The organism is Methylosinus sp. LW3, assembly GCF_000527115.1.
In the GTDB taxonomy this organism is placed as follows: Bacteria; Pseudomonadota; Alphaproteobacteria; order Rhizobiales; family Beijerinckiaceae; genus Methylosinus.
In genome coordinates, this window is sequence record NZ_AZUO01000001.1 from 1706182 (window position 1) to 1727014 (window position 20833).

General features: G+C 64.5%; 23 protein-coding genes, 1 tRNA gene and 1 pseudogene. 18 read left to right on the top strand and 7 right to left on the bottom strand.

Annotated features, from left to right (window positions below; translation table 11 throughout):
• Positions 1-70: 70 nt before the first annotated feature.
• From METLW3_RS0108610 to METLW3_RS0108625, 4 genes are all read right to left on the bottom strand, one after another.
• Positions 71-1378 carry a PepSY-associated TM helix domain-containing protein gene (locus METLW3_RS0108610; protein WP_024879532.1) on the bottom strand — a complete coding sequence of 436 codons (1308 nt, stop codon included), beginning with the start codon at positions 1376-1378 and terminating at the stop codon, positions 71-73.
• Between the two features lie 17 nt (positions 1379-1395).
• Positions 1396-1692 (bottom strand): TonB-dependent receptor, encoded by a 297-nt coding sequence (locus tag METLW3_RS0108615; protein WP_198022756.1) that lies wholly within the window; start codon positions 1690-1692, stop codon positions 1396-1398.
• Positions 1693-1792: 100 nt separating this feature from the next.
• Entirely contained in the window at positions 1793-4045 is a 2253-nt protein-coding gene (locus METLW3_RS0108620) for a TonB-dependent receptor (RefSeq protein ID WP_024879534.1), read from the bottom strand.
• A 73-nt stretch (positions 4046-4118) separates the two neighbouring features.
• On the bottom strand, positions 4119-4511 hold the full coding sequence (locus tag METLW3_RS0108625) for a hypothetical protein (RefSeq protein ID WP_024879535.1): 393 nt from the start codon (positions 4509-4511) through the stop codon (positions 4119-4121).
• Positions 4512-4821: 310 nt separating this feature from the next.
• Here METLW3_RS0108625 and METLW3_RS0108630 point away from each other — a divergent pair, with 310 nt between their 5' ends.
• The gene (locus METLW3_RS0108630; protein WP_024879536.1) at positions 4822-5499 is read left to right on the top strand and encodes a response regulator transcription factor; all 678 of its coding nucleotides are present in this window, start codon (positions 4822-4824) and stop codon (positions 5497-5499) included.
• The gene (locus tag METLW3_RS0108635) at positions 5496-6866 is read left to right on the top strand and encodes a HAMP domain-containing sensor histidine kinase (RefSeq protein WP_024879537.1); all 1371 of its coding nucleotides are present in this window, start codon (positions 5496-5498) and stop codon (positions 6864-6866) included. Before METLW3_RS0108630 ends, METLW3_RS0108635 begins: the two co-directional genes overlap by 4 nt.
• A 99-nt stretch (positions 6867-6965) precedes the next feature.
• On the opposite strand, the gene METLW3_RS26800 is transcribed toward METLW3_RS0108635, so the two are convergent.
• Complete coding sequence (locus METLW3_RS26800; RefSeq protein WP_024879538.1) at positions 6966-7181, bottom strand: hypothetical protein; 216 nt, start codon at positions 7179-7181, stop codon at positions 6966-6968.
• 125 nt (positions 7182-7306) lie between these two features.
• On the opposite strand from METLW3_RS26800, the pseudogene METLW3_RS29065 reads away from it, so the two are divergent.
• From METLW3_RS29065 to METLW3_RS0108650, 3 genes and pseudogenes are all read left to right on the top strand, one after another.
• Positions 7307-7525, top strand: a pseudogene (locus METLW3_RS29065) (hypothetical protein); the annotation flags it as partial.
• Positions 7426-8106 (top strand): terminase TerL endonuclease subunit, encoded by a 681-nt coding sequence (locus tag METLW3_RS0108645; protein WP_051465395.1) that lies wholly within the window; start codon positions 7426-7428, stop codon positions 8104-8106. The pseudogene METLW3_RS29065 and the gene METLW3_RS0108645, both read left to right, overlap by 100 nt.
• Before the next feature lie 73 nt (positions 8107-8179).
• Positions 8180-8386, top strand: a complete 207-nt coding sequence (locus METLW3_RS0108650) for a hypothetical protein (RefSeq protein WP_024879540.1) — start codon at positions 8180-8182, stop codon at positions 8384-8386.
• 153 nt (positions 8387-8539) lie between these two features.
• On the opposite strand, the gene METLW3_RS0108655 is transcribed toward METLW3_RS0108650, so the two are convergent.
• A tRNA-Arg gene (locus METLW3_RS0108655) sits at positions 8540-8616 on the bottom strand.
• Between the two features lie 106 nt (positions 8617-8722).
• The gene (locus tag METLW3_RS0108660; RefSeq protein ID WP_245267266.1) at positions 8723-9334 is read right to left on the bottom strand and encodes a PilZ domain-containing protein; all 612 of its coding nucleotides are present in this window, start codon (positions 9332-9334) and stop codon (positions 8723-8725) included.
• A gap of 244 nt (positions 9335-9578) precedes the next feature.
• On the opposite strand from METLW3_RS0108660, the gene crcB reads away from it, so the two are divergent.
• The 13 genes from crcB to nuoH all read left to right on the top strand — a co-directional run bounded on the left by crcB (position 9579) and on the right by nuoH (position 20825).
• Positions 9579-9962 carry a fluoride efflux transporter CrcB gene (gene crcB, locus METLW3_RS0108665; protein WP_024879542.1) on the top strand — a complete coding sequence of 128 codons (384 nt, stop codon included), beginning with the start codon at positions 9579-9581 and terminating at the stop codon, positions 9960-9962.
• A complete protein-coding gene (locus tag METLW3_RS0108670) occupies positions 9959-11056 on the top strand; it encodes an RluA family pseudouridine synthase (RefSeq protein ID WP_024879543.1) in 1098 nt (365 codons plus the stop codon). The genes crcB and METLW3_RS0108670 overlap by 4 nt, the downstream gene beginning before the upstream one ends.
• A gap of 30 nt (positions 11057-11086) precedes the next feature.
• Positions 11087-11908 carry an ATP12 family protein gene (locus tag METLW3_RS0108675; protein WP_024879544.1) on the top strand — a complete coding sequence of 274 codons (822 nt, stop codon included), beginning with the start codon at positions 11087-11089 and terminating at the stop codon, positions 11906-11908.
• A 195-nt stretch (positions 11909-12103) separates the two neighbouring features.
• On the top strand, positions 12104-12469 hold the full coding sequence (locus METLW3_RS0108680; RefSeq protein WP_018265968.1) for an NADH-quinone oxidoreductase subunit A: 366 nt from the start codon (positions 12104-12106) through the stop codon (positions 12467-12469).
• Positions 12460-13044, top strand: a complete 585-nt coding sequence (locus tag METLW3_RS0108685) for an NADH-quinone oxidoreductase subunit B (RefSeq protein WP_018265967.1) — start codon at positions 12460-12462, stop codon at positions 13042-13044. The genes METLW3_RS0108680 and METLW3_RS0108685 overlap by 10 nt, the downstream gene beginning before the upstream one ends.
• 97 nt (positions 13045-13141) lie before the next feature.
• Complete coding sequence (locus tag METLW3_RS0108690; protein WP_024879545.1) at positions 13142-13744, top strand: NADH-quinone oxidoreductase subunit C; 603 nt, start codon at positions 13142-13144, stop codon at positions 13742-13744.
• A gap of 49 nt (positions 13745-13793) precedes the next feature.
• Positions 13794-14183, top strand: a complete 390-nt coding sequence (locus METLW3_RS0108695) for a four helix bundle protein (protein ID WP_036308769.1) — start codon at positions 13794-13796, stop codon at positions 14181-14183.
• 55 nt (positions 14184-14238) lie between these two features.
• Positions 14239-15429, top strand: a complete 1191-nt coding sequence (locus METLW3_RS0108700; RefSeq protein ID WP_024879547.1) for an NADH-quinone oxidoreductase subunit D — start codon at positions 14239-14241, stop codon at positions 15427-15429.
• Positions 15426-15779, top strand: a complete 354-nt coding sequence (locus METLW3_RS0108705; RefSeq protein WP_024879548.1) for a hypothetical protein — start codon at positions 15426-15428, stop codon at positions 15777-15779. Before METLW3_RS0108700 ends, METLW3_RS0108705 begins: the two co-directional genes overlap by 4 nt.
• Before the next feature lie 4 nt (positions 15780-15783).
• On the top strand, positions 15784-16410 hold the full coding sequence (nuoE, locus tag METLW3_RS0108710; RefSeq protein ID WP_024879549.1) for an NADH-quinone oxidoreductase subunit NuoE: 627 nt from the start codon (positions 15784-15786) through the stop codon (positions 16408-16410).
• A gap of 7 nt (positions 16411-16417) precedes the next feature.
• Positions 16418-17722 (top strand): NADH-quinone oxidoreductase subunit NuoF, encoded by a 1305-nt coding sequence (gene nuoF, locus METLW3_RS0108715; RefSeq protein ID WP_024879550.1) that lies wholly within the window; start codon positions 16418-16420, stop codon positions 17720-17722.
• Positions 17723-17731: 9 nt separating this feature from the next.
• Positions 17732-19795: an NADH-quinone oxidoreductase subunit NuoG gene (gene nuoG / locus METLW3_RS0108720; protein WP_024879551.1), complete on the top strand. Its 2064-nt coding sequence runs from the start codon at positions 17732-17734 to the stop codon at positions 19793-19795.
• 10 nt (positions 19796-19805) lie between these two features.
• A complete protein-coding gene (gene nuoH / locus METLW3_RS0108725; RefSeq protein WP_024879552.1) occupies positions 19806-20825 on the top strand; it encodes an NADH-quinone oxidoreductase subunit NuoH in 1020 nt (339 codons plus the stop codon).
• Positions 20826-20833 lie beyond the last annotated feature (8 nt).

Genomic DNA, 20833 nt, shown 5'->3' on the forward strand with positions numbered 1-20833 from the left:
GCTTTCAAGGCGATACGCGTTAGCGCGCAGCGGCGTCGGGGGCGCGCGATCGGAGGTCGAGCGCCCGCCGCTACGGCTTGCCCGGGCAGGGCTTGCGCCGGCCGGACGGCGCCGATTTGGCCGCTCTCTTCTTCCACCAGATATACACTCCCGTCACGGAGAGCATGGCGATGACCAGCCCCAGGATGCAGACGAAGATGCGATAGGGTAGGCCGAAGACGCGCGCCATATGCAGGGCGGTGAGCCAATTGGTGACGGTGTCGCCGCTGCGCAGCCCCGACGGCAGGCTCAGCGTCACCAGCTCGCCCGTATAGGCGTCGAAGAGAACGGAAGTCGTCGCAGTACGCTCGCCGATATCCCGGCTCGACCGTACGCGATATTGGATGAGGCCCTTGGCCGGCTTGTAGTAGAGCGCATCGGCGCGCTCGATGGAAAAGCCGCGCTCGCGCGCCTCATCGGCCATCAGCCGCTGGCCGACGGCCTGCGCCTCCTCCCATTCCAGCATTTTGCGCGCGTCCGTGCGCGGTGGCTGCGCGGGCCATTCCCAGGGCGGGGGCGAGTAGTCGAAGACGAGCTTGGTCACACCGGCATAGACGCTGTTCAGATTGAAGAAGACGCTGGACCAGGCGAACACGAGCAGCATCGCCCACAGCCACAATCCGCCGGCGCGATGCAGATCGAAATTGATGCGATAGAAGGAGCCGGAGAGCTTGACGAGAAAAGCCGGCTTCCAGCGCGTGAGATAGCTGCGCGAATTGCCGGGGCTCGCGCGCGGCAGCGTCAGATAGAAGGCGACGAAGCAATCGATCGTCCATAAGAGCGCGACGATTCCGAGAATCCAGGCGCCGGTGGAGCCCGTCGCCAATTGGTAGTGCAGGCTATAGACGAAAGGCATGATGTCGGCGGCGCGGCTGGGCAGCGCGCCGGGACTGCCGCGGCGGCCGAGATCTTCGCCTGTCACGGCGTCGAGCGTCACAGCGCCGAAGCCGAGCGGCTCGGCGCCCGGCGCCGCCTGCATCGTGACGCGGGCCGCGCCGGATTCGCCGCCGAGATAGACGGCGACCGCGCGCCCCTGCGGAACGAGGCTCTCGGCGTGGCGCGCGAGGGCGGCGGGCGGGAGCGTCTCGCCATGCGGCCCCGGATAGGCCTCCGGGGCGATCCAATGGCTCAGTTCCCCATAGAAGGCGAGCAGCGCCCCGGTCAGCCCGACCAGGATCAGGAAGCCCGCCGTGACGAGGCCGACCCAGCGGTGGAGCCAAACGAAGCGGCGACGCGCGTCGGCGCGCGTCCGTGTGTCGGCGGCGCTTCGCGCCGAAGTGGCCGGCGCGTCGACCGCGCCGGAAGAAAGGGGCTGTAGCCCGGTCGTGATTTGCCGCATCTCTTCCTCTCGTATTTCTAGAACTCCGCCCGCATCGAGGAAATGAACGTCCGAGGCGCGCCGGGTATGATGGCGTTGCGACAGGTCGCGCCCGTATAATAGGTCTCGTCGAGCAAATTGCGCACGTTCAATTGAAAGCTCGGATTTTTCACCACGGGCAGATGCGCCGGCTGGAAGCGATACATCGCCATTGCATAGCCGGGCAGCCGGAAGCTGCTGTTGTTGTCGCCCTGCCGCGCGACCGCCTGAACGCCCGCGCCGAGGCTCGGCCCACGGAAATCGCCATCGGCGTCGTATTTTACCCAGAGACTCATGATCAATATCGCCGGCAAGACTCGGCGGTGAGCTCTGATGCGAGCTTCCATAGCCCACCGCCTTTCCGTGTTCTGTTCTCCCGCGGTCGCAACCCGGACTTCAGAATTTCATCGTGAGCCCGAAAGTCACGCTGCGCGGCGCGCCCAATATCACCTCGCTGGGATAGGACACTTCCGCCCAGTTCACATAGGTCTTGTCGAAGAGATTATTGACGCGGAAGGTCGCGTCGACGCCGGGCGTGACATGATAGGTGAGGCCGATATCGGCGAGCACATAGCCTTCGAGAAAAAGCGTATTGGCGTTGTTGCCGGCGCGCGAGTCGACGAAGCGCAGGCCGAATCCGGCGTCGAAGGGAAGATCGGCGATGTTGGCATAGGAGGTCCAGAGATTGGCGGTCCAGGTCGGCACGTTCGGCGGCCGATTGCCCGTGCCGATCACCAGCGTCGCCGGATCGACGAAGAAGCCATAGCGCGCATAGGTGTAGGCGGCGTTGGCCGAGACTTTCCACTGCGGCGTGACCAGAAAACTCACTGACGCCTCGACGCCGCGTGACATTTGGCTGCCGATGCTGCTCGCCGAATTCTGCGTCGTCTGCGTCAGAATATTGGCGCGGTGAATCTCATAGAGCGCGAGCGTCGCCTCGCCCTTGCCGTCCTGGAACGACGCCTTGGCGCCGAGCTCATATTGGCGCGAGCTGCTCAGATTGAAATTCTGCGCGGCGTTGACGACGTATATCGCCGAGCCGATCGGGTCTTTCGCGGTCGTATATTGCCCATAGAGCGAGATATCCTTCGTCACGTCATAGATCATGCCGACGCGAAAATTGAAGGGATGGAAATTGCGCCGGAAGCTCGTCGTGCTGGAGAATGTGCCGTTCTGATTGTAGTTGACGCGGTCCAATCGCTCGAACTCATAGCGCGCGCCCGTCACGAGCTTCAGGTCGGGACGCAGAGTGAGCACATCCTCGAAGAGCGCGGCGTAATCGTCTATGCGCGTCGGCGAGCGGCGGATCGGCCATTCGCCGGCATAGAGGCCCCATACGCCCTGGTTCGGATTCCAAGCATCGACATAATCGGCGATCGAAGCGCTCGGAAAGCCGCGGTCGCGGACGAAATGCGTCGAATTGACGTCGGCGCCGAGCAGGAATTTATTGTCGAAGCCGAGGATCGGGCGATCGACCGTCATCGTCAGCGTGTTCCCGAGCTTGTGCTGATCGTGATAGACGTAGAAGCGATCACGGGCGATCGTCCCGGCGGGAATGGGATTGCCGAGAGCGTCCGTTCTACCATTGTTCGGGCCGAGGAATGTGTAGGTCTCGGCGTTCTGCCATTTGCGATCGGCGAAGAAATAATAGGCGTCGTCGGTGAAGGTGACCTCGCTCGTCGGCTTATAGACGACATGTGCGGTCGGCATGAATTGCGTGGTCGCCAGCAGCGCGTCGCCGACATTGTAATTGTTGAAGCGCATCGCTTGATCGAGCGCGAGGCCCGTCGACGAGGAGATGGCTCCCGTCATGGGCGAGCGCGCATAGGCGAGCGGGACGAGGGGCGTGCCGTAATAGGGCGACATATTATCGTCGAGAAAATCCATGCCCAGCTTGACGCTGAAATTCTCCTGCGGCTTCCACAATAGGCTCGCGGTGAGATTGAGCGAGTCGGAGGGCGCATTCTTCACGAAGCCCGATGAGCGGCTGCGGCTGACGTCGAGCCGCGCCGCAATGTCGTCGGAAAGCTGCGCGCCGACGCCGACGCCCAGATTGACCGTCCCGAAGCTGCCGCCATTCACGAAGGCGTCGAAGCGCGTCGGGCCGAAGCTCGGCTCCTTGGTGCGAATATCGACGACGCCGCCGATCGCGCCTTGTCCATGCAGCAGCGAGGCGGCGCCCTTCAGCACTTCGACGCTCTCGACATTGAAGCTGTTGGCGGGGCGATTGATGAAATTGGCCGGGCCGAGATAGACGCCGTCGCGCAGCACGGTGATCTGATTGCCCGTGAAGCCGCGCATGGAATAGCTCGTCGGGCTGATCGGATTATTGCCGACGACGACGCCGGGAAAAGCGGCGACGGCGTCCTGCGCCTGATCGAATCCGCGCTCGCGCATCTCGTCGCTCGTCATCACATGGACGGAGGCGGGCGTCTGTCGCGGCGTCAGATCGAGGCGGCTCGCCGCCGGCGCCACAGTGTCGAGCGGCGCGCGGGGCTCGGCGCGTCTCGGCGCGCGATCGCCAGCCCCTGTTCCGGCGGAGCCGATATCGATCATGGGCAGGGATTCCTGAGAAAAGGCGGCGGACGCATCGATGACGAATAGGAGCGCGACGGCGGAAGCGCCGCGCGAAAGGCTATTGCGAAACATGAAAATTCTCCTGACGCGGCCATTGGCGCGTGCTGGTGACGAGTTCTGCTAGAGCGAGCGACGCTCGATCGGTTCAGGAGAAGGAAAGCGGAGGCGCGCGGGAGGACCAGGATCGTCCAAAATTGTCGGTCCGTCGCGCGCCTCTGCGCAGCAGCGGCGCGTCAGCGACGATGATCGCCGGCGCGGCGCGCGCTTCGACGAGGCCGACTCCTATGGGGGCAAAGCCGCCGCATGCGATCGCGCAGCCGAGCGCGCAGGCGAGGCCATGCCGCTGGCTCGGCGCGGCGGGATCGGCGGCGCCGCGCGCCGGCCGTGCGCAGTCGGTGGAGGAGGAGAGGCCCGTCGCGAGCGGGGAGGCGTCGGCCGTATGCCGTCCCTCCGTCGCCGGGCGATGCGCGCAGAGCGGATTAGCGGCGAACAGCAGCATGAGAGCGAGCGCGACCAGGGAGCGCGCCGTCGAAATCATGCGCCGAGCGCCGTCCCGGCCTCCGTCTCTTTGTGACATTCGCCTTCCGCTCGAACGCGGGGCGCAGCGAGATTCGCTCGCATCCCGGCTTCGGCACACCGCCGCATCGAGCTCTGTCTTAGGCGCGCAACCTGTCGAGTGTCTGGCGAGGGGCGCGCGGCGGGCGAATTCGTGGAACTGTGTCCGCTGCGCCACACCTTCGGCGGGGCGAAGCGCGATGAAAGCAGCGAGCCGCTTGATTCGACAATCGATCTGCGCCACCAATCGCGACGCACGGTTCACCTCCGCCACGATGAGGGAGCGTCGTTTGATGCGGATATTGCTCATCGAGGACGAGCGGGAGATGGCGCGCCTCATCGCGTCGCTCGTTTCTCATGCCGGCTTCATCGTCGATAAGGCGTCGACTCTGGCCGATGCGCTCGCGGCCTTGCGCGTGCATGCATATGATCTCCTGCTGCTGGACCGCCGCTTGCCGGACGGAGACGGCATATCGCTGTTGTCCCGCGCGCGCGCCATGCGTCCCGGCATAAGAGTGATGATGATCACGGCGCTGGATGCGCTCGGCGATAAGATTTCGGGTCTCGAGGCGGGCGCGGATGACTATCTCACCAAGCCGTTCCAAGGAGAGGAGCTGATCGCCCGCATTCGCGCCTGCATGCGTCGTCCCGGAGGAAACGTGTTGCCGCCGATCGTCGTGGGCGCCGTCGCCTTCGATCTCGAAAACAATGAAGTCATGGTGGGCGGCGCGCCGGTCGTGCTCAATCGGCGCGAGATGATGCTGTTGCGCTCCTTGATGCAGCGCGCGAGCCGAGTCGCCGCGCGAGAGATTCTCATTCAGGAAATCTATGGCCTCGACGAGGAGGTTCAGGCGAATGCGCTGGACACGGTCGTCTCGCGACTCCGCCGCCAGCTCGCCACGCTGGATGCGCAGATCGAGATTCACACGGTGAAAGGGCGGGGATATCTGCTGACGGAGCAGGCCCATTGATCACCAAATCGCTGGCGCATCGCATCGTCCTCTATCTCGTCATCGCGCAGCTCGCCGCCTTTCTGCTCGGCTGGGTCTTTACCCTGGGGCTCGGCATGGCCGGCGTCGAGCTCTTCGCGACGACTTGGGACGAGCTCGCCAAGGCGCGCGCCGAAAAGCAGGTCGTCGCCTCTGTCGCCATCGGAGCGGACGGCGTCGCGGTCCTGGCGCCGACCGCGGAATTGCAGGCGGAGCTCGATCGCGCGCCAAACATGAAGATCGCCGCTTTCGACTTGCAGCGGCGGCCGCTCGCCGGCTCGTCGCCGGAGCTGGTCGAGGTGCTCCGCAATCTGATCGGCGTCAGTCCGACTCATACGCACTTCATTTTGCCGGGCGACGAGGGGTCGGCGCCTCTCGGCCTGATGGAGCAGAAATGGACGCCCTATGGGCGATTTCACATCGCCGTCTATGGCCAGAAGTTTCGGTGGGACGACCTTTTCGACGCCTGGCAGCGGGAGTTTCGCTGGCTCAACATCTATGTCGTGATGGCTGTGTCGCTTTCGACGGCGACCGCATGGTTCGCGATGCGGCGCGGGCTGCGGCCATTGCGGGCCGTCGCGGAGGAGGCGGCGCGCGTGGATATGGATTCGCTCGATCAGCGGCTGACCTCCAGCATCGTGCCGACCGAAATCGTGCCGCTCGTCGGCGCGATGAATGAGGCGCTCGAACGGCTGGACCGTGGAACGCAGCGCCAGCGTCGATTTACGGCGAATGCGGCGCATGAGCTGCGCACGCCCATTGCGGTGCTCGCCGCCAGGCTCGACGCGCCGGAAGAGTCGAGCTTCAAGATCGATCTGAAGCGCGACGCCTATCGCATCAAATATATCGTCGAGCAATTGCTGGCGACGCTTCGGGCCGGCGAGCAGCCGACGCTGCTCGAAGAGACCGTCGATCTCGGCGCGGTGACGCGCGCCGTTGTCGACGACGCCGCGATGCTCGCCATTCGCGATCGCCGGCATATAGAATTTGTCGGTCCTTCCGTCGTTGTCGACGTGCGCGGCAATGGCGCGGCGATCACGGCGGTCATCGGCAATCTCATCGACAATGCGCTCCGCGCTGAGCCGGAGGGCGGCGAGATCACCGTGTGCGTCGATGATGAGGCGATTATCTCGATCATCGATCATGGTCCGGGCGTGCCGGAGGATGAGCGGGAAATGATCTTCGAGCCGTTCTGGCGAAAGAGCGAAGCGACGCCCGGCGCCGGCCTCGGTCTCGCTATCGCCAAGGATCTCATCGCCAAGCTCAACGGCCGTATCTGGCTGGAGGAGACGCCGGGCGGCGGCGCGACGTTCAAATTATCGTTCGGTCGGCTCGGCGCCGCCGCGTGACGCATCGCTGATTGCAGGGCGAGGCGCCGAGCCTTCGGCGAAGGCCGCGAGAGGACGAAGGCGCTTCGCTGGATCGTCTCGGCGAAATCGCCTGCTGCTTCACGTCCCTTCGACGCTGCAATGCGGCTCGAATTCGCGTCCGGCGGCGACGCCGGCTTCATAGTCGTCGAGCGTCACCTTGCGTCGACGCCCTTGCGGCGTCGCATGAAAAGAGAGTCCGAGCTTCGCCAATTCTTCCTCTATGACATTGTGCTTGATCGGCACGAGTTCGCGGGCGCCGGAGGCCCGGTTCGTGGCGTCGCGCTCCGTCTTCACCGCGTGGAGCTTGTGACGAATGCCATGCGCCAGCCCGATCTGAAACGAGCGAACGGATGCGCCCGGCTCGCGCTTCTTGTAGGCGGCGGTTCGCCGAGCCGGCTGTCTTCGGCTTCACCGCGAAGGCGCAGGATATGTTCCGCCTTTGGATGACCGAGCTTCAGACGGAAGCGCGATCCGGCAAGCTCCCGTCCGCCATCGAAAGCCACTTGCTCAAAACGCCGAAGACCGTCGCGTCGTCGATATGGCGATCTATGACGAGGGCGCGGAACCGCTCGACCTGGAGGCGCTTGCCGGCGAGCCCTGTTACATTGGCGTCGACCTTTCCAGCAATTCGGATTTGACCGTCGTCGTGGCGCTCTGGCGCGTTGGCGACGGCTACGCCGTGCTGCCGCACTTCTTTTGCCCTGGCGACAATCTCAGGGGCCGGCAGGATCGGGACGCGGTCCCCTACGTCCGATGGGCAGGCGAAGGCCATATTGAGCCGACGCAGGGAAACGTCGTCGACTTCCGGGCCGTCGAGGATTGCGTCCGCGATCTCTGCGGCCGGTTCGATGTTCGCGAGATCGGGCTCGACCCCCACCTTGCGCGCTCGACCTTGAACAACCTTCAAGAGGATGGATTCCCCGCCGTCGAGGTTCGGCAGGGCTGGGTGACGATGGCGCCGGCGATCAAAGAACTCGAGCGGGCAATCGTCGGCCGGCAATTCCAGCATGGCGGCCATCCGGTTCTCAGGTGGTGTTTCGATAATGTCGTCGTCGAGACCGATCGCGCCGGCAATCGGCTCTTCACCAAGGGGAAGGCTCGGGAGCGAATCGACGGCGCCGTCGCCTGCGCTATCGCTGTTTCGGTTGCCTCAAACGACGACGCAGGGCCGAGCGTCTATGAGACCGGCGAGCGGCCGGACGGGTTTCTCTTCGTATGAACGCCGATACGACCGAGCCGTCGTCACCGTCCAATTCATCGATCGTGTCGCCGACTCTGACAAGCTGGTCGCGATGGCCGTCGTCGAGATCGAAGTCGCGGGCGTCGTCATCCTCCTACAGGGCGTCAAGGTGGTGAAGCGGCCGGGCGGCGGGCTGGCGTGTGAGGCGCCATGCTTCAGGGCTCCCGATGGCCGATGGCTTCCCGCGGCCGTTCTCCCGCCGGACCTCGCCGAAGGGCTCGCGGCTGAAGTCTTCGCCGCGCTGGCGCGGGACGGCTGAAGGGGTTTCGTCAGTTTTGTCAGTTCGGCAAACTGGCGTTTCGAGAAATTTTTCTGCGGTCACGGACCGCCCGTGACCTTCCTCGCCGTGGTGACCCTGTGGTGACCGGATTTGCCGGCCTCGCTGCGCTGTCGTCGTAAGTGCTTGATTTGCTGGCGCGCCCGAAGGGATTCGAACCCCTGACCTCTGCCTTCGGAGGGCAGCGCTCTATCCAGCTGAGCTACGGGCGCGTTGAGGCTTCTGCGTCTTCACTATCGCATGCGGGCGGGGCCTGCAATCGGGCCGGAAGGCATTTTCGGGTCGCTTTCGGCGTTTTCGCGCGTTTTGGGCGGTGATTCACAGGTCTATATCTTCATCGAATATCTCGAGCGGCAAAAGACGGCGGAAGCGGACCGCGAAACCGTCCTCGGTCTGGCGAATGACCTCGGCCTGCGTCCTCTTGCCGATCGTGATCTTCTCGCCCGGAGGGACCTGCACCTCCGTTCTCAGCGAGGCGCCGCTGCGCGAGAGATCCATGATCTCGCAGGGCAGGGTCACTTGCGCCACGGTGAAGGTGGTGAACCGGCGCTTTGGCCGCAGGCGTTCGTGATCGCGGCAGTGCGGGGCGTTCGGCGCGGCGTGCCGCGTCAGCCAGGCGAATTGCATCGCCACATGGGCGCGCGGCTGGTCCGCGATCTCAAGGTCCACGGTGAAGCCGCCCTCGAAGAGACGAATCACCGCGCCGTCGAAACGGCCCCAGCGGTCGAGATCGAGCGCGATCCGATCGCCGACCGCGGGCCGGAAGTCGCTGCGCAAGGCGACGACGTCTGCCGACATGTCGATGGTGCGGCAGGCGTAACGGCGCTGGTCGGGCGGCACGCTGAAGCGGCCGTCGAAGCGAGGCTCGGCGATCGTCTCGGCGGCGCGCTGCTCCGCCCCGATTTTGGGGCGCAAATCTGGTCGTCTCACGGCCGTCGCTCCACATGCGCGGCGCTCGCCAGTCGCGCATGGACTGGGGCGCTGACGAGTTGCGGCCGCATAACGACCGGAGAATATTATTTAGTCTCAATAGTTTCTGCGTGACGGCGGCGCAGCCGTCGGGAGTAGATTAAACACTATGGCGCCAATACGTAAATCGGGCTTGAATCGAAGCCGTGCAATTGACTGCGTCCGGCTCCCGTGACGCCGCCGCCCGCTTGCGCTAGAAGGCGGCATGCGCGCGCTTCTTCTCATCTTTCTCGGGTCCGGATTGGGCGGGACTCTGAGACATATCGTCAATTCCTCGTGCCAGCGCTGGCTCGGCGCGCAACTGCCCTGGGGCGTTTTCCTCATAAACGTCAGCGGGTCCTTCATCATGGGCCTGGCAGCCGGCTATTTCGCCTTCAAGGCGGGGGCCGGCTGGTCGCAGTCGATGCGGCTCTTCGTGACCACCGGCGTGCTCGGCGGCTATACGACCTTCTCCGCCTTCTCGCTGGATGCGGTCACTCTGATCGAGCGCGGCGACACGCTCGCCGCTGGGCTCTATGTGGGCGGCTCGGTGGGGCTGTCGATCATAGGCCTGTTCCTCGGACTTTATCTGGTGAGGGCTTTGACATGACCGGGGAAGCGGCGCAGGCGCCGCAATCGACGCCCGTGCAGACGCTGATCGTCGACGAGGACGAGGCGGGGCTGCGGCTCGACCGCTGGTTCAAGCGGCGCTTTCCGGCGCTGGCCCTGTCGCATCTCGCCAAAATCTGCCGCAAGGGCGAGGTGCGCGTCGACGGCAAGCGCGTCGACACTTCCACTCGGCTCGAGCAGAATCAGAAGATTCGCGTTCCGCCGCTCAAGCTGGAGACCGTCGCGGCGCCGGCGGTGATGCGGGCGCGGCCGGAGGACGCCCGCGCGCTCGCCGAGATGACCTTGTTCGAGGACGCGCATCTCCTCGTGCTGAACAAGCCCTATGGCCTCGCCGTGCAGGGCGGCTCGGGCATGAAGCGGCATATAGACGGAATGCTCGAATCGCTGGCGGTGGGCGACAAGCGGCCGGTGCTGGTGCATCGGCTCGATCGCGACACCTCCGGCGTGCTGCTGATCGCCAAGAACAGGCGCACCGCCGCCGATCTCGGGGAAATTTTCCGCTCGCGGCAGGCGCATAAAATCTACTGGGCGCTGGTCGAGGGCGTGCCGAAGCCGTCGCAGGGGCGGGTCTCGCTCTATCTCGCCAAGGGCGCGGATATGGTCGATGAGCGCTCCCGCCGCAGCGGCGAGCGGCGCGCGGCCGAGCCTGCCGACGCAAGGGAGAAGATGCGCGTCGCCCGCCATGGGGATGAGGGGGCGCAGCATTCGCTGACCTATTACGCCATCGTCGACAAGGCGGCGCCGCGCTGCGCCTGGCTGTCAATGAAGCCCTTGACCGGCCGCACGCATCAGCTCCGCGCCCATGCGGAGGCGATCGGCTGCCCGATCGTCGGCGATCCCAAATATGGCCACAGGCCGGAGGACGAGGTGCGCCGCCGTGATCCGATGCACGCCGTGCCCTCCGAGCTCGAGCCCAAGCTGCATCTTTTGGCGCGGCGGCTGATTCTGCCGCATCCCAAGGGCGGGACCCTCGACGTCACCGCGCCGCTGCCGCCGCATATGAAGAATAGCTGGGCGTTTTTCGGCTTCGATGTGGGGCAGGACGATCCCATATTGTCCGCGCCGGACGCGTGAGCCCACGAGACACGCCCGAGGAGAGACCCCATGTCCCATGAAAGCGCAAATCTCGCCGACGGCCTGTTCGTGCCCGATGAGGAGCGCAATCCGCTGCGCAATGCGGTGCAGAGGGGCGCCCGGCCGGAGCTGCCGAAGCGATTCTACCAATCGGCCAGCGTCGGCGAGGCCGAGGGCGGCTATGCCGTCCTGCTCGACGGAAGGACGGTCAAGACGCCGGCGCGGCGCATTTTGACGACTCCGTCCTCGTCTTTGACCACGGCGCTGGCCGAGGAATGGGGGACGCAGGGCGACAGGCTCAATCCGACCTCCATGCCTTTGACAAGGCTGGTAAACTCGGCGATCGACGGGGTCGCCGACCGGCTCGAGGAGGTCGCCGCCGACGTCGCCAAATATGCGGGCTCCGATCTCGTGAGCTATCGCGCCGAGGAGCCGGCCGGCCTCGTCGCGGCGCAGGCGGAGGCGTGGGACCCGCTGCTCGCCTTCGCCAAGGAGCGGCTCGGCGCCGAGCTCGCCGTGACCTCTGGCGTGATGTTCGTCTCTCAGACGCCGGAGGCGACGGCGGCGGTGGCGGAGGCTGTGCGCGCCTATGCGGGGCAGGGGGCTGAGGCGCATTTCCGTCTCGCGGCGCTTCACGCCATGACGACGCTCACCGGCTCCTGCCTCATCGCGCTCGCCGTGGCGCTGGGCGAGATGGACGCGGAGGCGGCCTGGGCGGCGGCTCATGTCGATGAGGACCATCAGATCGAGGCCTGGGGCGCCGACGACGAGGCCATGGAAAGGCGGGCGCGGCGATTCGCGGAGATGAAGGCCGCCGCGCGGATCATCGAATTCTTCAGCGGCGCCGCCTGATCGACAGGCGCCGACGGGTATTTTTCCGCCGGGGGCGGGCGGGCGTAAGGTCCGCGCGCCCAATCCCTTCGGTAAAGACGCGCTCGGCTCTTGCTTTGACCTATACGCTGGGTTACGGAACGCGCGGTCAGACGGCGCCCGGGGCTCCCGCCCCGCGTCACATCGCCGCCCCCGCCGCAAACGTCGGACATCGCCATGCCGAGCCTGCTCGAACAATATTTGCCGCTCGTGATCTTCATCGCCCTCGCGGCGATCATCGCCGGCGCTCTGCTCGTTCTCCCCTTCCTGGTCGCCTTCAAGGCGCCGGATCCGGAGAAGCTCTCCGCCTATGAGTGCGGCTTCAATCCTTTCGGCGACGCGCGCATGAAATTCGACGTGCGCTTCTATCTCGTCGCTCTGCTCTTCATCGTCTTCGACCTCGAGGTCGCTTTTCTCTTTCCCTGGGCGGTGGCCTTCAAGGAGGCGGGAAGCTTCGGCTTCTGGTCGATGATGTTCTTCCTCGGCGTGCTGACCGTCGGCTTCGTCTATGAATGGCGCAAGGGAGCGCTCGAATGGGATTGATCACTCGCCAGAGCCCGACTCTCGTCGCGCCGTCCGCCAAGGGTCTCGTCGATCCGCGCACCGGCAAGCCGGTGGGCGCGGACGATCCCTTCTACCTCGGCCTCAATGACGAGCTCGCCGACAAGGGCTTTCTCGTCACCGCCACCGATGATCTCATCAATTGGGCGCGCACCGGCTCGCTGATGTGGATGACTTTCGGTCTGGCCTGCTGCGCGGTCGAGATGATCCAGGCGGCCATGCCGCGCTATGATCTCGAGCGCTTTGGCTTCGCGCCGCGCGCCAGCCCGCGCCAGTCGGACGTCATCATCATCGCCGGCACGCTGACCAACAAAATGGCCCCGGCGCTGCGCAAGGTCTACGACCAGATGCCGGAGCCGCGCTACGTCATCTCCATGGGCTCCTGCGCCAATGGCGGCGGCTATTACCACTATTCCTATTCGGTGGTGCGCGGCTGCGATCGAATCATTCCGGTCGACATCTATGTCCCCGGCTGCCCGCCTTCGGCCGAGGCGCTCGTCTATGGCGTTCTGCTTCTGCAGAAGAAGATCCGCCGCAGCGGCACGATCGAACGGTGACATTTCGCGCCTCCTCGGGAGCGCGCGCAAAAACGAAGAGTGCGATGCGAGCCGACGCGCCATGCGCGGTCGGTTTCTCATGACGCGAGGGTGAGAGATGAGCGCGGAACTCGAAAAGCTCGGCGAGAAGGTCGCCGCGGCCCTGCCGGGCGTGGTGAAGGGCCTCAAGATCGCCTATGGCGAGCTCACCGTGGAAGTGGAGCGCTCGCGCTGGCTCGACGCCGCGCGCGTGCTGCGCGACGATCCCGAGTTCCTCTTCGTCAGCTTCACCGACATCACCGCGGCCGATTATCCGGAGCGCGATCTGCGTTTCGATGTGGTGCTGCACCTCCTCTCGCCCAAGCATAATCAGCGCATCCGCGTGAAGACGCAGACCGACGAGAGCACGCCCGTCGCCTCGCTGACCAGCCTCTATCCCGGCGCCGACTGGTTCGAGCGCGAGACCTATGATCTCTTCGGCGTGCTGTTCGATGGCCATCCCGACCTTCGCCGCATCATGACCGACTACGGCTTCGACGGTCATCCGCTGCGCAAGGATTTCCCGATGTCCGGCTATGTCGAGGTGCGCTACGACGACGAGCGCAAGCGGGTCGTCTATGAGCCCCTGAACCTCACCCAAGAATATCGGAAGTTCGATTTCCTCTCGCCTTGGGAGGGCGTGCAATACGATCTTCCCGGCGACGAGAAGGCGAGCAAGTGAGAGGGCGAGTAGCGAATAGGGAGTAGCGAATAGAGGACGAGAGTCGATCATGGACGGACCTCGATCTCAATCGTATCGAGATCTCAAGGTCTGGCAGGAAGCGATGAACCTCGCTGTCGATTGCTACGAACTCACAGGAAGGTTTCCGAGGGAAGAAATGTACGGGATGACCTCGCAAATTCGTCGTGCGGCCGCGTCGGTGGCCGCGAATATCGCGGAAGGCCATGGCCGCGAGACAACGGGGTCGTTCGTCCAATTCTTGAGAAACGCCCAGGGATCGCTCAAAGAGCTGGAAACGCACTTGATGCTCGCCGACAGAGTCGGGCTTGCGTCCGCGAGCGCCGTGACGCCTTTGTTGGCGCGCGGCGACGAGATAGGCCGAATGCTGCGTGCGCTGACCCGCTCGCTTCAACGAAAGACAGGAGTGGCGACGACATGACCCACTACTCGCTACTCGCTATTCGCTATTCGCTCTCCCCGCTGGGACTGTCACGATGAACGACCAGAGCCTGCGAAACTTCAACCTCAACTTCGGCCCGCAGCATCCGGCGGCGCATGGCGTGCTGCGCCTGATCCTCGAGCTCGACGGCGAGGTGGTCGAGCGCTGCGATCCGCATGTCGGCTTCCTGCATCGCGGCACAGAGAAGCTGATGGAGGCACGGACCTATCTGCAGAATGTGCCCTATTTCGACCGGCTCGACTATTGCGCGCCGATGAATCAGGAGCACGCCTTCTGTCTCGGCATAGAGCAGCTGCTCGACGTCGAGGTTCCGCGCCGCGGCCAGCTCATCCGCGTGCTCTATGCCGAGATCGGCCGTCTGCTCTCGCATCTGCTCAACGTCACCGCGCAAGCCATGGACGTCGGCGCGCTGACGCCGCCGCTCTGGGGCTATGAGGAGCGCGAGAAGCTCATGGTCTTCTATGAGCGGGCGAGCGGCGCGCGCATGCACGCCAATTACTTCCGTCCGGGCGGCGTCGCCCGCGACCTGCCGGATCGGCTGGTCGAGGATATCGGCGCTTTCTGCGATCCGTTCCTCAAGGTCCTCGACGATCTCGACGAGCTCTTCATCGGCAACCGCATCTTCAAGCAGCGCAACGCCGACATCGGCGTCATCTCGCTCGAGGACGCCTGGAAATTCGGCTTCTCCGGCGTGATGGTGCGCGGCTCCGGCGCGCCCTGGGATCTGCGCAAGGCGCGTCCTTATGATTGCTATGAGGAGATGGAGTTCGACATTCCCGTCGGCAAGAATGGCGATTGCTACGACCGTGCGGTCATCCGCATGGAGGAGATGCGCCAGTCGACCTCCATTATGAAGCAATGCGTCGATAAGCTGCTGAAGGCCGAGAATCGCGGTCCGGTGGCGACGGTGAACAACAAGATTTGCTCGCCGCCCCGCGCGGAGATGAAGCGCTCGATGGAAGCGCTCATCCATCACTTCAAGCTCTATACGGAAGGCTTCAAGGTGCCGGCCGGCGAGGTCTATGCCGCGGTCGAGGCCCCCAAGGGCGAGTTCGGCGTCTATCTCGTGTCCGACGGCACCGACAAGCCCTATCGCTGCAAGCTGCGCGCGCCGGGCTTCGCGCATCTGCAAGCCATGGATTTTCTCTGCAAGGACCATCTGCTCGCCGACGTCTCGGCGATCCTTGGTTCGCTCGATATCGTCTTCGGGGAGGTCGATCGGTGATCGGCGCCGCGATGATGGCTACGTATCTGTCGCTCGGAGCGACTGCGCAGGCAATCGCGAGTCGCGGCTCGTGTCGGCGTTTCGAACGGCTCGGCGACCTGCCGAAGTCATTCGTCTACGACGGCAACGCCATGGGCGACGACCCGGAGTCGGGCGGGCAATGGGAAGTTTCCTGGTATACGAACGGAAGCTGCATGTGTTCGTCGTTGTCGGGGGGCGGCCCGCAGTCGGCGAAGCTGCGGAGCGAGCATCCCGAGCGCGACTTCGCAAAAACCGATTGGTTCTGCGAAACAACTCGTGAATTCAATGCGCGGTGGCGTTCCGGCGCCCCGACAAAGAAACGGAACTGACACTATGTCCGTGCGTCGTCTCGCCGAAGAGCAGCCCGCGAGCTTCGAGTTCACGCCCGAGAACAAGGCGTGGCTCGAGGCGCAGATCGCCAAATATCCGGACGGCCGTCAGGCCTCCATGGTCGTGCCGGCCCTGTGGCAGGCGCAGAAGCAGAACGACTATTGGTTGCCGCAAAAGGCGATCGAGAAAGTCGCGGACACGCTCGGCATGCCCTATATTCGCGTGCTCGAGATCGCGACCTTCTACACGATGTTCAATCTCGAGCCGGTGGGCAAATTCTACGTCCAGCTCTGCGGCACCACGCCTTGCATGCTGCGCGGCTCCGACGAGCTGATCGCCGTGCTCGAGCGCCGGGTCGGCCCGCAGCGCCATGTGAGCGCCGATGGGCTGTTCTCCTGGCTCGAGGTCGAGTGCCTCGGCGCCTGCTGCAATGCGCCGATGGTGCAGATCAACGACGACTATTACGAAGATTTGACGGCTGAGAATTTCGAGAAGCTGCTCGACGATCTCGCCGCCGGCCGGCCGGTGAAGATCGGTTCGCAGACGGGCCGCGTCTCCTCGGAGCCGGAAGGCGCGCTGACGAGCCTCACTTCTTTCTACGGCGACGGCGCCAAAGCGCAGGCGGAGTGAACGACCAATGCTCGCCGATAAGGACCGCATCTTCACAAATCTCTACGGCATAGGCGACAAGAGCCTCGCCGGAGCCCGCTCGCGCGGCGCCTGGGACAACACCAAGGCGCTGCTGGAGCTCGGCCGCGACAAGATCATTCAGGAAATGAAGGATTCGGGGCTGCGCGGACGCGGCGGCGCCGGCTTCTCCACCGGCCTGAAATGGTCCTTCATGCCGAAGACGCCGGACCCCTTGCGTCCCTCCTATCTCGTCATCAACGCCGACGAGTCGGAGCCGGGCACCTGCAAGGACCGCGAGATCATGCGCAATGATCCGCAGACGCTGATCGAGGGCGCGCTGATCGCCTCCTTCGCCATGGGCGCGCACGCCTCCTACATCTATGTGCGCGGCGAGTTCATCGCCGAGCGCATCGCGCTGCAGAAGGCGATCGACGAGGCCTATGACGCCAAGCTCATCGGCAAGGACAATATTCACGGCTATCCCTTCGATCTCTACGTCCATCACGGCGCCGGCGCCTATATCTGCGGCGAGGAGACGGCGCTGATCGAGAGCCTCGAAGGCAAGAAGGGCATGCCGCGGCTGAAGCCGCCGTTCCCGGCCAATGTCGGCCTCTACGGCTGCCCGACGACGGTCAATAATGTCGAATCCATCGCCGTCGCGCCGACGATTCTACGCCGCGGCGCGAGCTGGTTCGCCGGCATCGGCAAGCCCAACAACACGGGCACCAAGCTCTTTTCCATCTCCGGCCATGTGAACAAGCCGTGCAATGTGGAAGAGGCCATGTCCATTCCCTTCCGCGAGCTGATCGACCGCCATTGCGGCGGCGTGCGCGGCGGCTCGGACAATCTGCTCGCCGTCATTCCTGGCGGTTCTTCCGTGCGGCTCGTGCCGGCCGATCAGATCATCGACTGTCCGATGGATTTCGACAGCCTCGTCAAGCTCGGCTCCGGCCTCGGCACGGCGGCGGTCATCGTCATGGACAAGTCGACCGACATCATCCGCGCCATCGCCCGCATCTCTTATTTCTACAAGCATGAGAGCTGCGGCCAGTGCACGCCCTGCCGCGAAGGCACGGGCTGGATGTGGCGCGTCGTCACCCGCATGGCGGAAGGCCGCGCTCACAAGCGCGAGATCGACATGCTGTTCGACGTGTCGAAGCAGATCGAAGGCCATACGATCTGCGCGCTCGGCGACGCGGCGGCCTGGCCGATCCAGGGTCTCATCAATCATTTCCGTGGCGAAATCGAGAAGCGCATCGATCGTTATGCGGCCAATCCGCATCCCGATCCGGTGCGCGTGGCGGCGGAGTAAGGCATTCCAATGACCAGAATTCTCGTCGATGGCGTCGAGGTCGATGTTCCGGCCGAATATACGCTGCTGCAGGCCTGCGAGGAGGCCGGCGCCGAGGTGCCGCGCTTCTGCTTTCACGAGCGTCTGTCGATCGCCGGCAATTGCCGCATGTGCCTCGTCGAGGTGAAAGGCGGCCCGCCGAAGCCGCAGGCCTCCTGCGCCGTCGCCGTGAAGGATTTGCGTCCGGGACCGGACGGCGCGCCGCCGGAAGTCTTCACCAAGACTCCGATGGTGAAGAAGGCGCGCGAAGGCGTGATGGAGTTCCTGCTCGTCAATCATCCGCTCGACTGTCCGATCTGCGATCAGGGCGGCGAATGTGATTTGCAGGATCAGGCGCTCGCCTTCGGCGGCGACAGCTCGCGCTATGCCGAGAATAAGCGCGCGGTCGAGGACAAATATATCGGCCCGCTCGTCAAGACGGCGATGACCCGCTGCATCCATTGCACCCGCTGCGTGCGTTTCACGGCGGAGATCGCCGGCACCAGCGACATGGGCGCGATCGGCCGCGGCGAGGATATGGAGATCACCACCTATCTGCAGACGGCGATGACGTCGGAGCTGCAGGGCAATGTGACCGATCTCTGTCCCGTAGGCGCGCTTCTGCCCAAGCCGCAGAATTTCCGCGCCCGCCCATGGGAGTATCAGAAGACCGAGACCATCGACGTGCAGGATGCGCTGGGTTCGGCGATCCGCGTCGACGCTCGCGGCCGCGAGGTGATCCGCATTCTGCCGCGCCTCAATGAGGCGGTGAATGAGGAGTGGATCTCCGACAAGACGCGACAGGTCGTCGATGGGCTGAAGGCGCAGCGCCTCGACCGTCCCTATATTCGCGAGAATGGACGCCTGCGTCCCGCCAGCTGGCAGGAGGCGCTCGCCGCCGTCGCCGCCAAGACCAAGGCGACGAAAGCCGAGAAGATCGGCGCCCTTGTCGGCGATCTCGCGGCGCTCGAGGAAATCTTCGCGCTGAAGCTTCTCGTCGAGGGGCTGGGAAGCGCCAATCTCGACGCGCGCCAGGACGGGACCAAGCTCGATCCACGCTTCGGTCGCGCCTCCTATCTCTTCAACGCCACCATTGCCGGCGTCGACGAGGCGGATTCGCTGCTGATCGTCGGCTCCAATCCGCGCAAGGAAGCGCCCGTGCTCAATGCGCGCATCCGCAAGCGCTGGCTGAAGGGCCATTTCCCTATCTCGGTGATCGGCGAACAGGCCGATCTGACCTATGATTATGATTATCTCGGCGCCGGTCCCGACGCTCTGGCGCGCTTCGTCGAAAGCGCGCCGACGGGCTCCGCCAAGCGCCTCGTGCTGATCGGTCAGGGCGCGCTGGCGCGTCCCGACGGCCGCGCCATTCTGGCGCTCGCCGCTCAGGCCGCCAAGAAGCACGGCGGTTTGTCCGATGCTTGGAACGGCTTCAGCGTGCTGCATACGGCGGCGTCGCGCGTCGGCGCGCTCGATCTCGGCTTCACGCCGGGGCAGGGCGGCCTCGATGCGGCGGACATAGCGAAGGCCGGCGCGCTCGATCTCGTCTTCAATCTCGGCGCCGATGAGATCGCCATCGAGCCCGGCGCTTTCGTCGTCTATATCGGCACGCATGGCGACAAGGGCGCGCATCGCGCCGACGTCATTCTCCCGGGTGCGGCCTATACGGAGAAGTTCGGCCTCTATGTGAACACGGAAGGCCGTGTGCAGGAGGCGCTGCGCGCGACTTTCCCGCCGGGCGACGCCCGCGAGGATTGGGCGATTCTGCGCGCGCTCTCCGGCGCTCTCGGCGCGCCGCTGCCCTTCGATTCGCAAAAGCAGCTGCGCGCCAAGCTCGGCGAGGCGCATCCGCATCTTCTGCGGCTCGATCAGATCGGCTCCGCTTCGGCGGCCGATCTCGAGGCGGTGGCGCTGCAGCCGGCGACCGCGTGGAAGGACGATTTCGCGCCTGCGATCACGGATTTCTATCTCACCAATCCGATCGCGCGCGCCTCGGCCACAATGGCGGAATGTTCGGCGCTGGCGCTGGATCGACTGAAGCAAGCGGCGGAATAGGAGCAAGGACGTGATCGACGGCTGGCTGCTGAACCTTCTCCTGATCATCGTGAAGAGCGTCGTTCTGACGGTCGTTCTGCTGGTCTATCTCGCCTATGCGATCTACATCGACCGCAAGGTCTGGGCCGCCGTGCAGCTGCGCCGCGGACCCAATGTCGTCGGACCCTGGGGCTTGCTCCAGAGCTTCGCCGACATGCTCAAATTCGTGCTCAAGGAGCCGGTGATCCCGGACACGGCCAATAAGGGCGTGTTCCTGCTCGCGCCTTTCGTCACGGCCATGCTCGCCGTCGCCGCCTGGGCGGTCATCCCGGTCAATGACGGCTGGGCGGTCGCCGATCTCAATGTCGGCATTCTCTATATTTTCGCCATCTCCTCGCTCGGCGTCTATGGCATCATCATGGCCGGCTGGGCGTCGAACTCCAAATATCCCTTCCTGTCGGCGCTGCGCTCGGCCGCGCAAATGGTGTCCTACGAAGTCTCGATCGGCTTCGTCATCATCACCGTTCTGCTCTGCGCCGGCTCGCTCAATCTCACCGAGATCGTGCGCGCGCAGGATTCGCAATACGGCATTCTCGGCTGGTATTGGCTGCGCCTTCTGCCGATGTTCATCATCTTCTTCATCTCGGCGCTGGCCGAGACGAACCGCCCGCCCTTCGACCTCGTGGAAGCCGAGTCGGAGCTGGTGGCGGGCTTCATGATCGAATATTCGGCGACGCCCTACATGCTGTTCATGCTCGGCGAATATGTGGCGATCCTGACCATGTGCGCCTTGCTGACGATCCTCTTCTTCGGCGGCTGGCTGCCGCCGGTGAATATCGCGCCCTTCACCCTGATCCCGGGCGTGATCTGGTTCGTCCTCAAGGTCACATTCTTCTTCTTCTTCTTCGCCATGGTGAAGGCCTTCGTGCCGCGTTATCGCTACGACCAGCTCATGCGGCTCGGCTGGAAGGTTTTTCTGCCCATCTCGCTCGTCATGGTCATCGTCGTCGCCGGCATTCTGCAATTCGCCGGCTCGGCGGGCGCGAACTAAGGGAGTGA

Bases quoted from the DNA above. Each gene is read 5' to 3' on its own strand.
- METLW3_RS0108620 (WP_024879534.1), bottom strand. From the start codon at position 4,045: ATGTTTCGCAATAGCCTTTCGCGCGGCGCTTCCGCCGTCGCGCTCCTA.
- METLW3_RS0108650 (WP_024879540.1), top strand. From the start codon at position 8,180: ATGGCCGTCGTCGAGATCGAAGTCGCGGGCGTCGTCATCCTCCTACAG.
- nuoF (WP_024879550.1), top strand. From the start codon at position 16,418: ATGCTCGCCGATAAGGACCGCATCTTCACAAATCTCTACGGCATAGGC.
- METLW3_RS0108695 (WP_036308769.1), top strand. From the start codon at position 13,794: ATGGACGGACCTCGATCTCAATCGTATCGAGATCTCAAGGTCTGGCAG.
- METLW3_RS0108675 (WP_024879544.1), top strand. From the start codon at position 11,087: ATGTCCCATGAAAGCGCAAATCTCGCCGACGGCCTGTTCGTGCCCGAT.
- crcB (WP_024879542.1), top strand. From the start codon at position 9,579: ATGCGCGCGCTTCTTCTCATCTTTCTCGGGTCCGGATTGGGCGGGACT.
- METLW3_RS0108645 (WP_051465395.1), top strand. From the start codon at position 7,426: ATGGCGATCTATGACGAGGGCGCGGAACCGCTCGACCTGGAGGCGCTT.
- METLW3_RS0108625 (WP_024879535.1), bottom strand. From the start codon at position 4,511: ATGATTTCGACGGCGCGCTCCCTGGTCGCGCTCGCTCTCATGCTGCTG.
- METLW3_RS0108615 (WP_198022756.1), bottom strand. From the start codon at position 1,692: ATGAGTCTCTGGGTAAAATACGACGCCGATGGCGATTTCCGTGGGCCG.
- METLW3_RS0108610 (WP_024879532.1), bottom strand. From the start codon at position 1,378: ATGCGGCAAATCACGACCGGGCTACAGCCCCTTTCTTCCGGCGCGGTC.
- METLW3_RS0108630 (WP_024879536.1), top strand. From the start codon at position 4,822: ATGCGGATATTGCTCATCGAGGACGAGCGGGAGATGGCGCGCCTCATC.
- METLW3_RS0108680 (WP_018265968.1), top strand. From the start codon at position 12,104: ATGCCGAGCCTGCTCGAACAATATTTGCCGCTCGTGATCTTCATCGCC.
- nuoG (WP_024879551.1), top strand. From the start codon at position 17,732: ATGACCAGAATTCTCGTCGATGGCGTCGAGGTCGATGTTCCGGCCGAA.
- METLW3_RS0108685 (WP_018265967.1), top strand. From the start codon at position 12,460: ATGGGATTGATCACTCGCCAGAGCCCGACTCTCGTCGCGCCGTCCGCC.
- METLW3_RS0108670 (WP_024879543.1), top strand. From the start codon at position 9,959: ATGACCGGGGAAGCGGCGCAGGCGCCGCAATCGACGCCCGTGCAGACG.
- METLW3_RS0108690 (WP_024879545.1), top strand. From the start codon at position 13,142: ATGAGCGCGGAACTCGAAAAGCTCGGCGAGAAGGTCGCCGCGGCCCTG.
- METLW3_RS0108700 (WP_024879547.1), top strand. From the start codon at position 14,239: ATGAACGACCAGAGCCTGCGAAACTTCAACCTCAACTTCGGCCCGCAG.
- nuoE (WP_024879549.1), top strand. From the start codon at position 15,784: ATGTCCGTGCGTCGTCTCGCCGAAGAGCAGCCCGCGAGCTTCGAGTTC.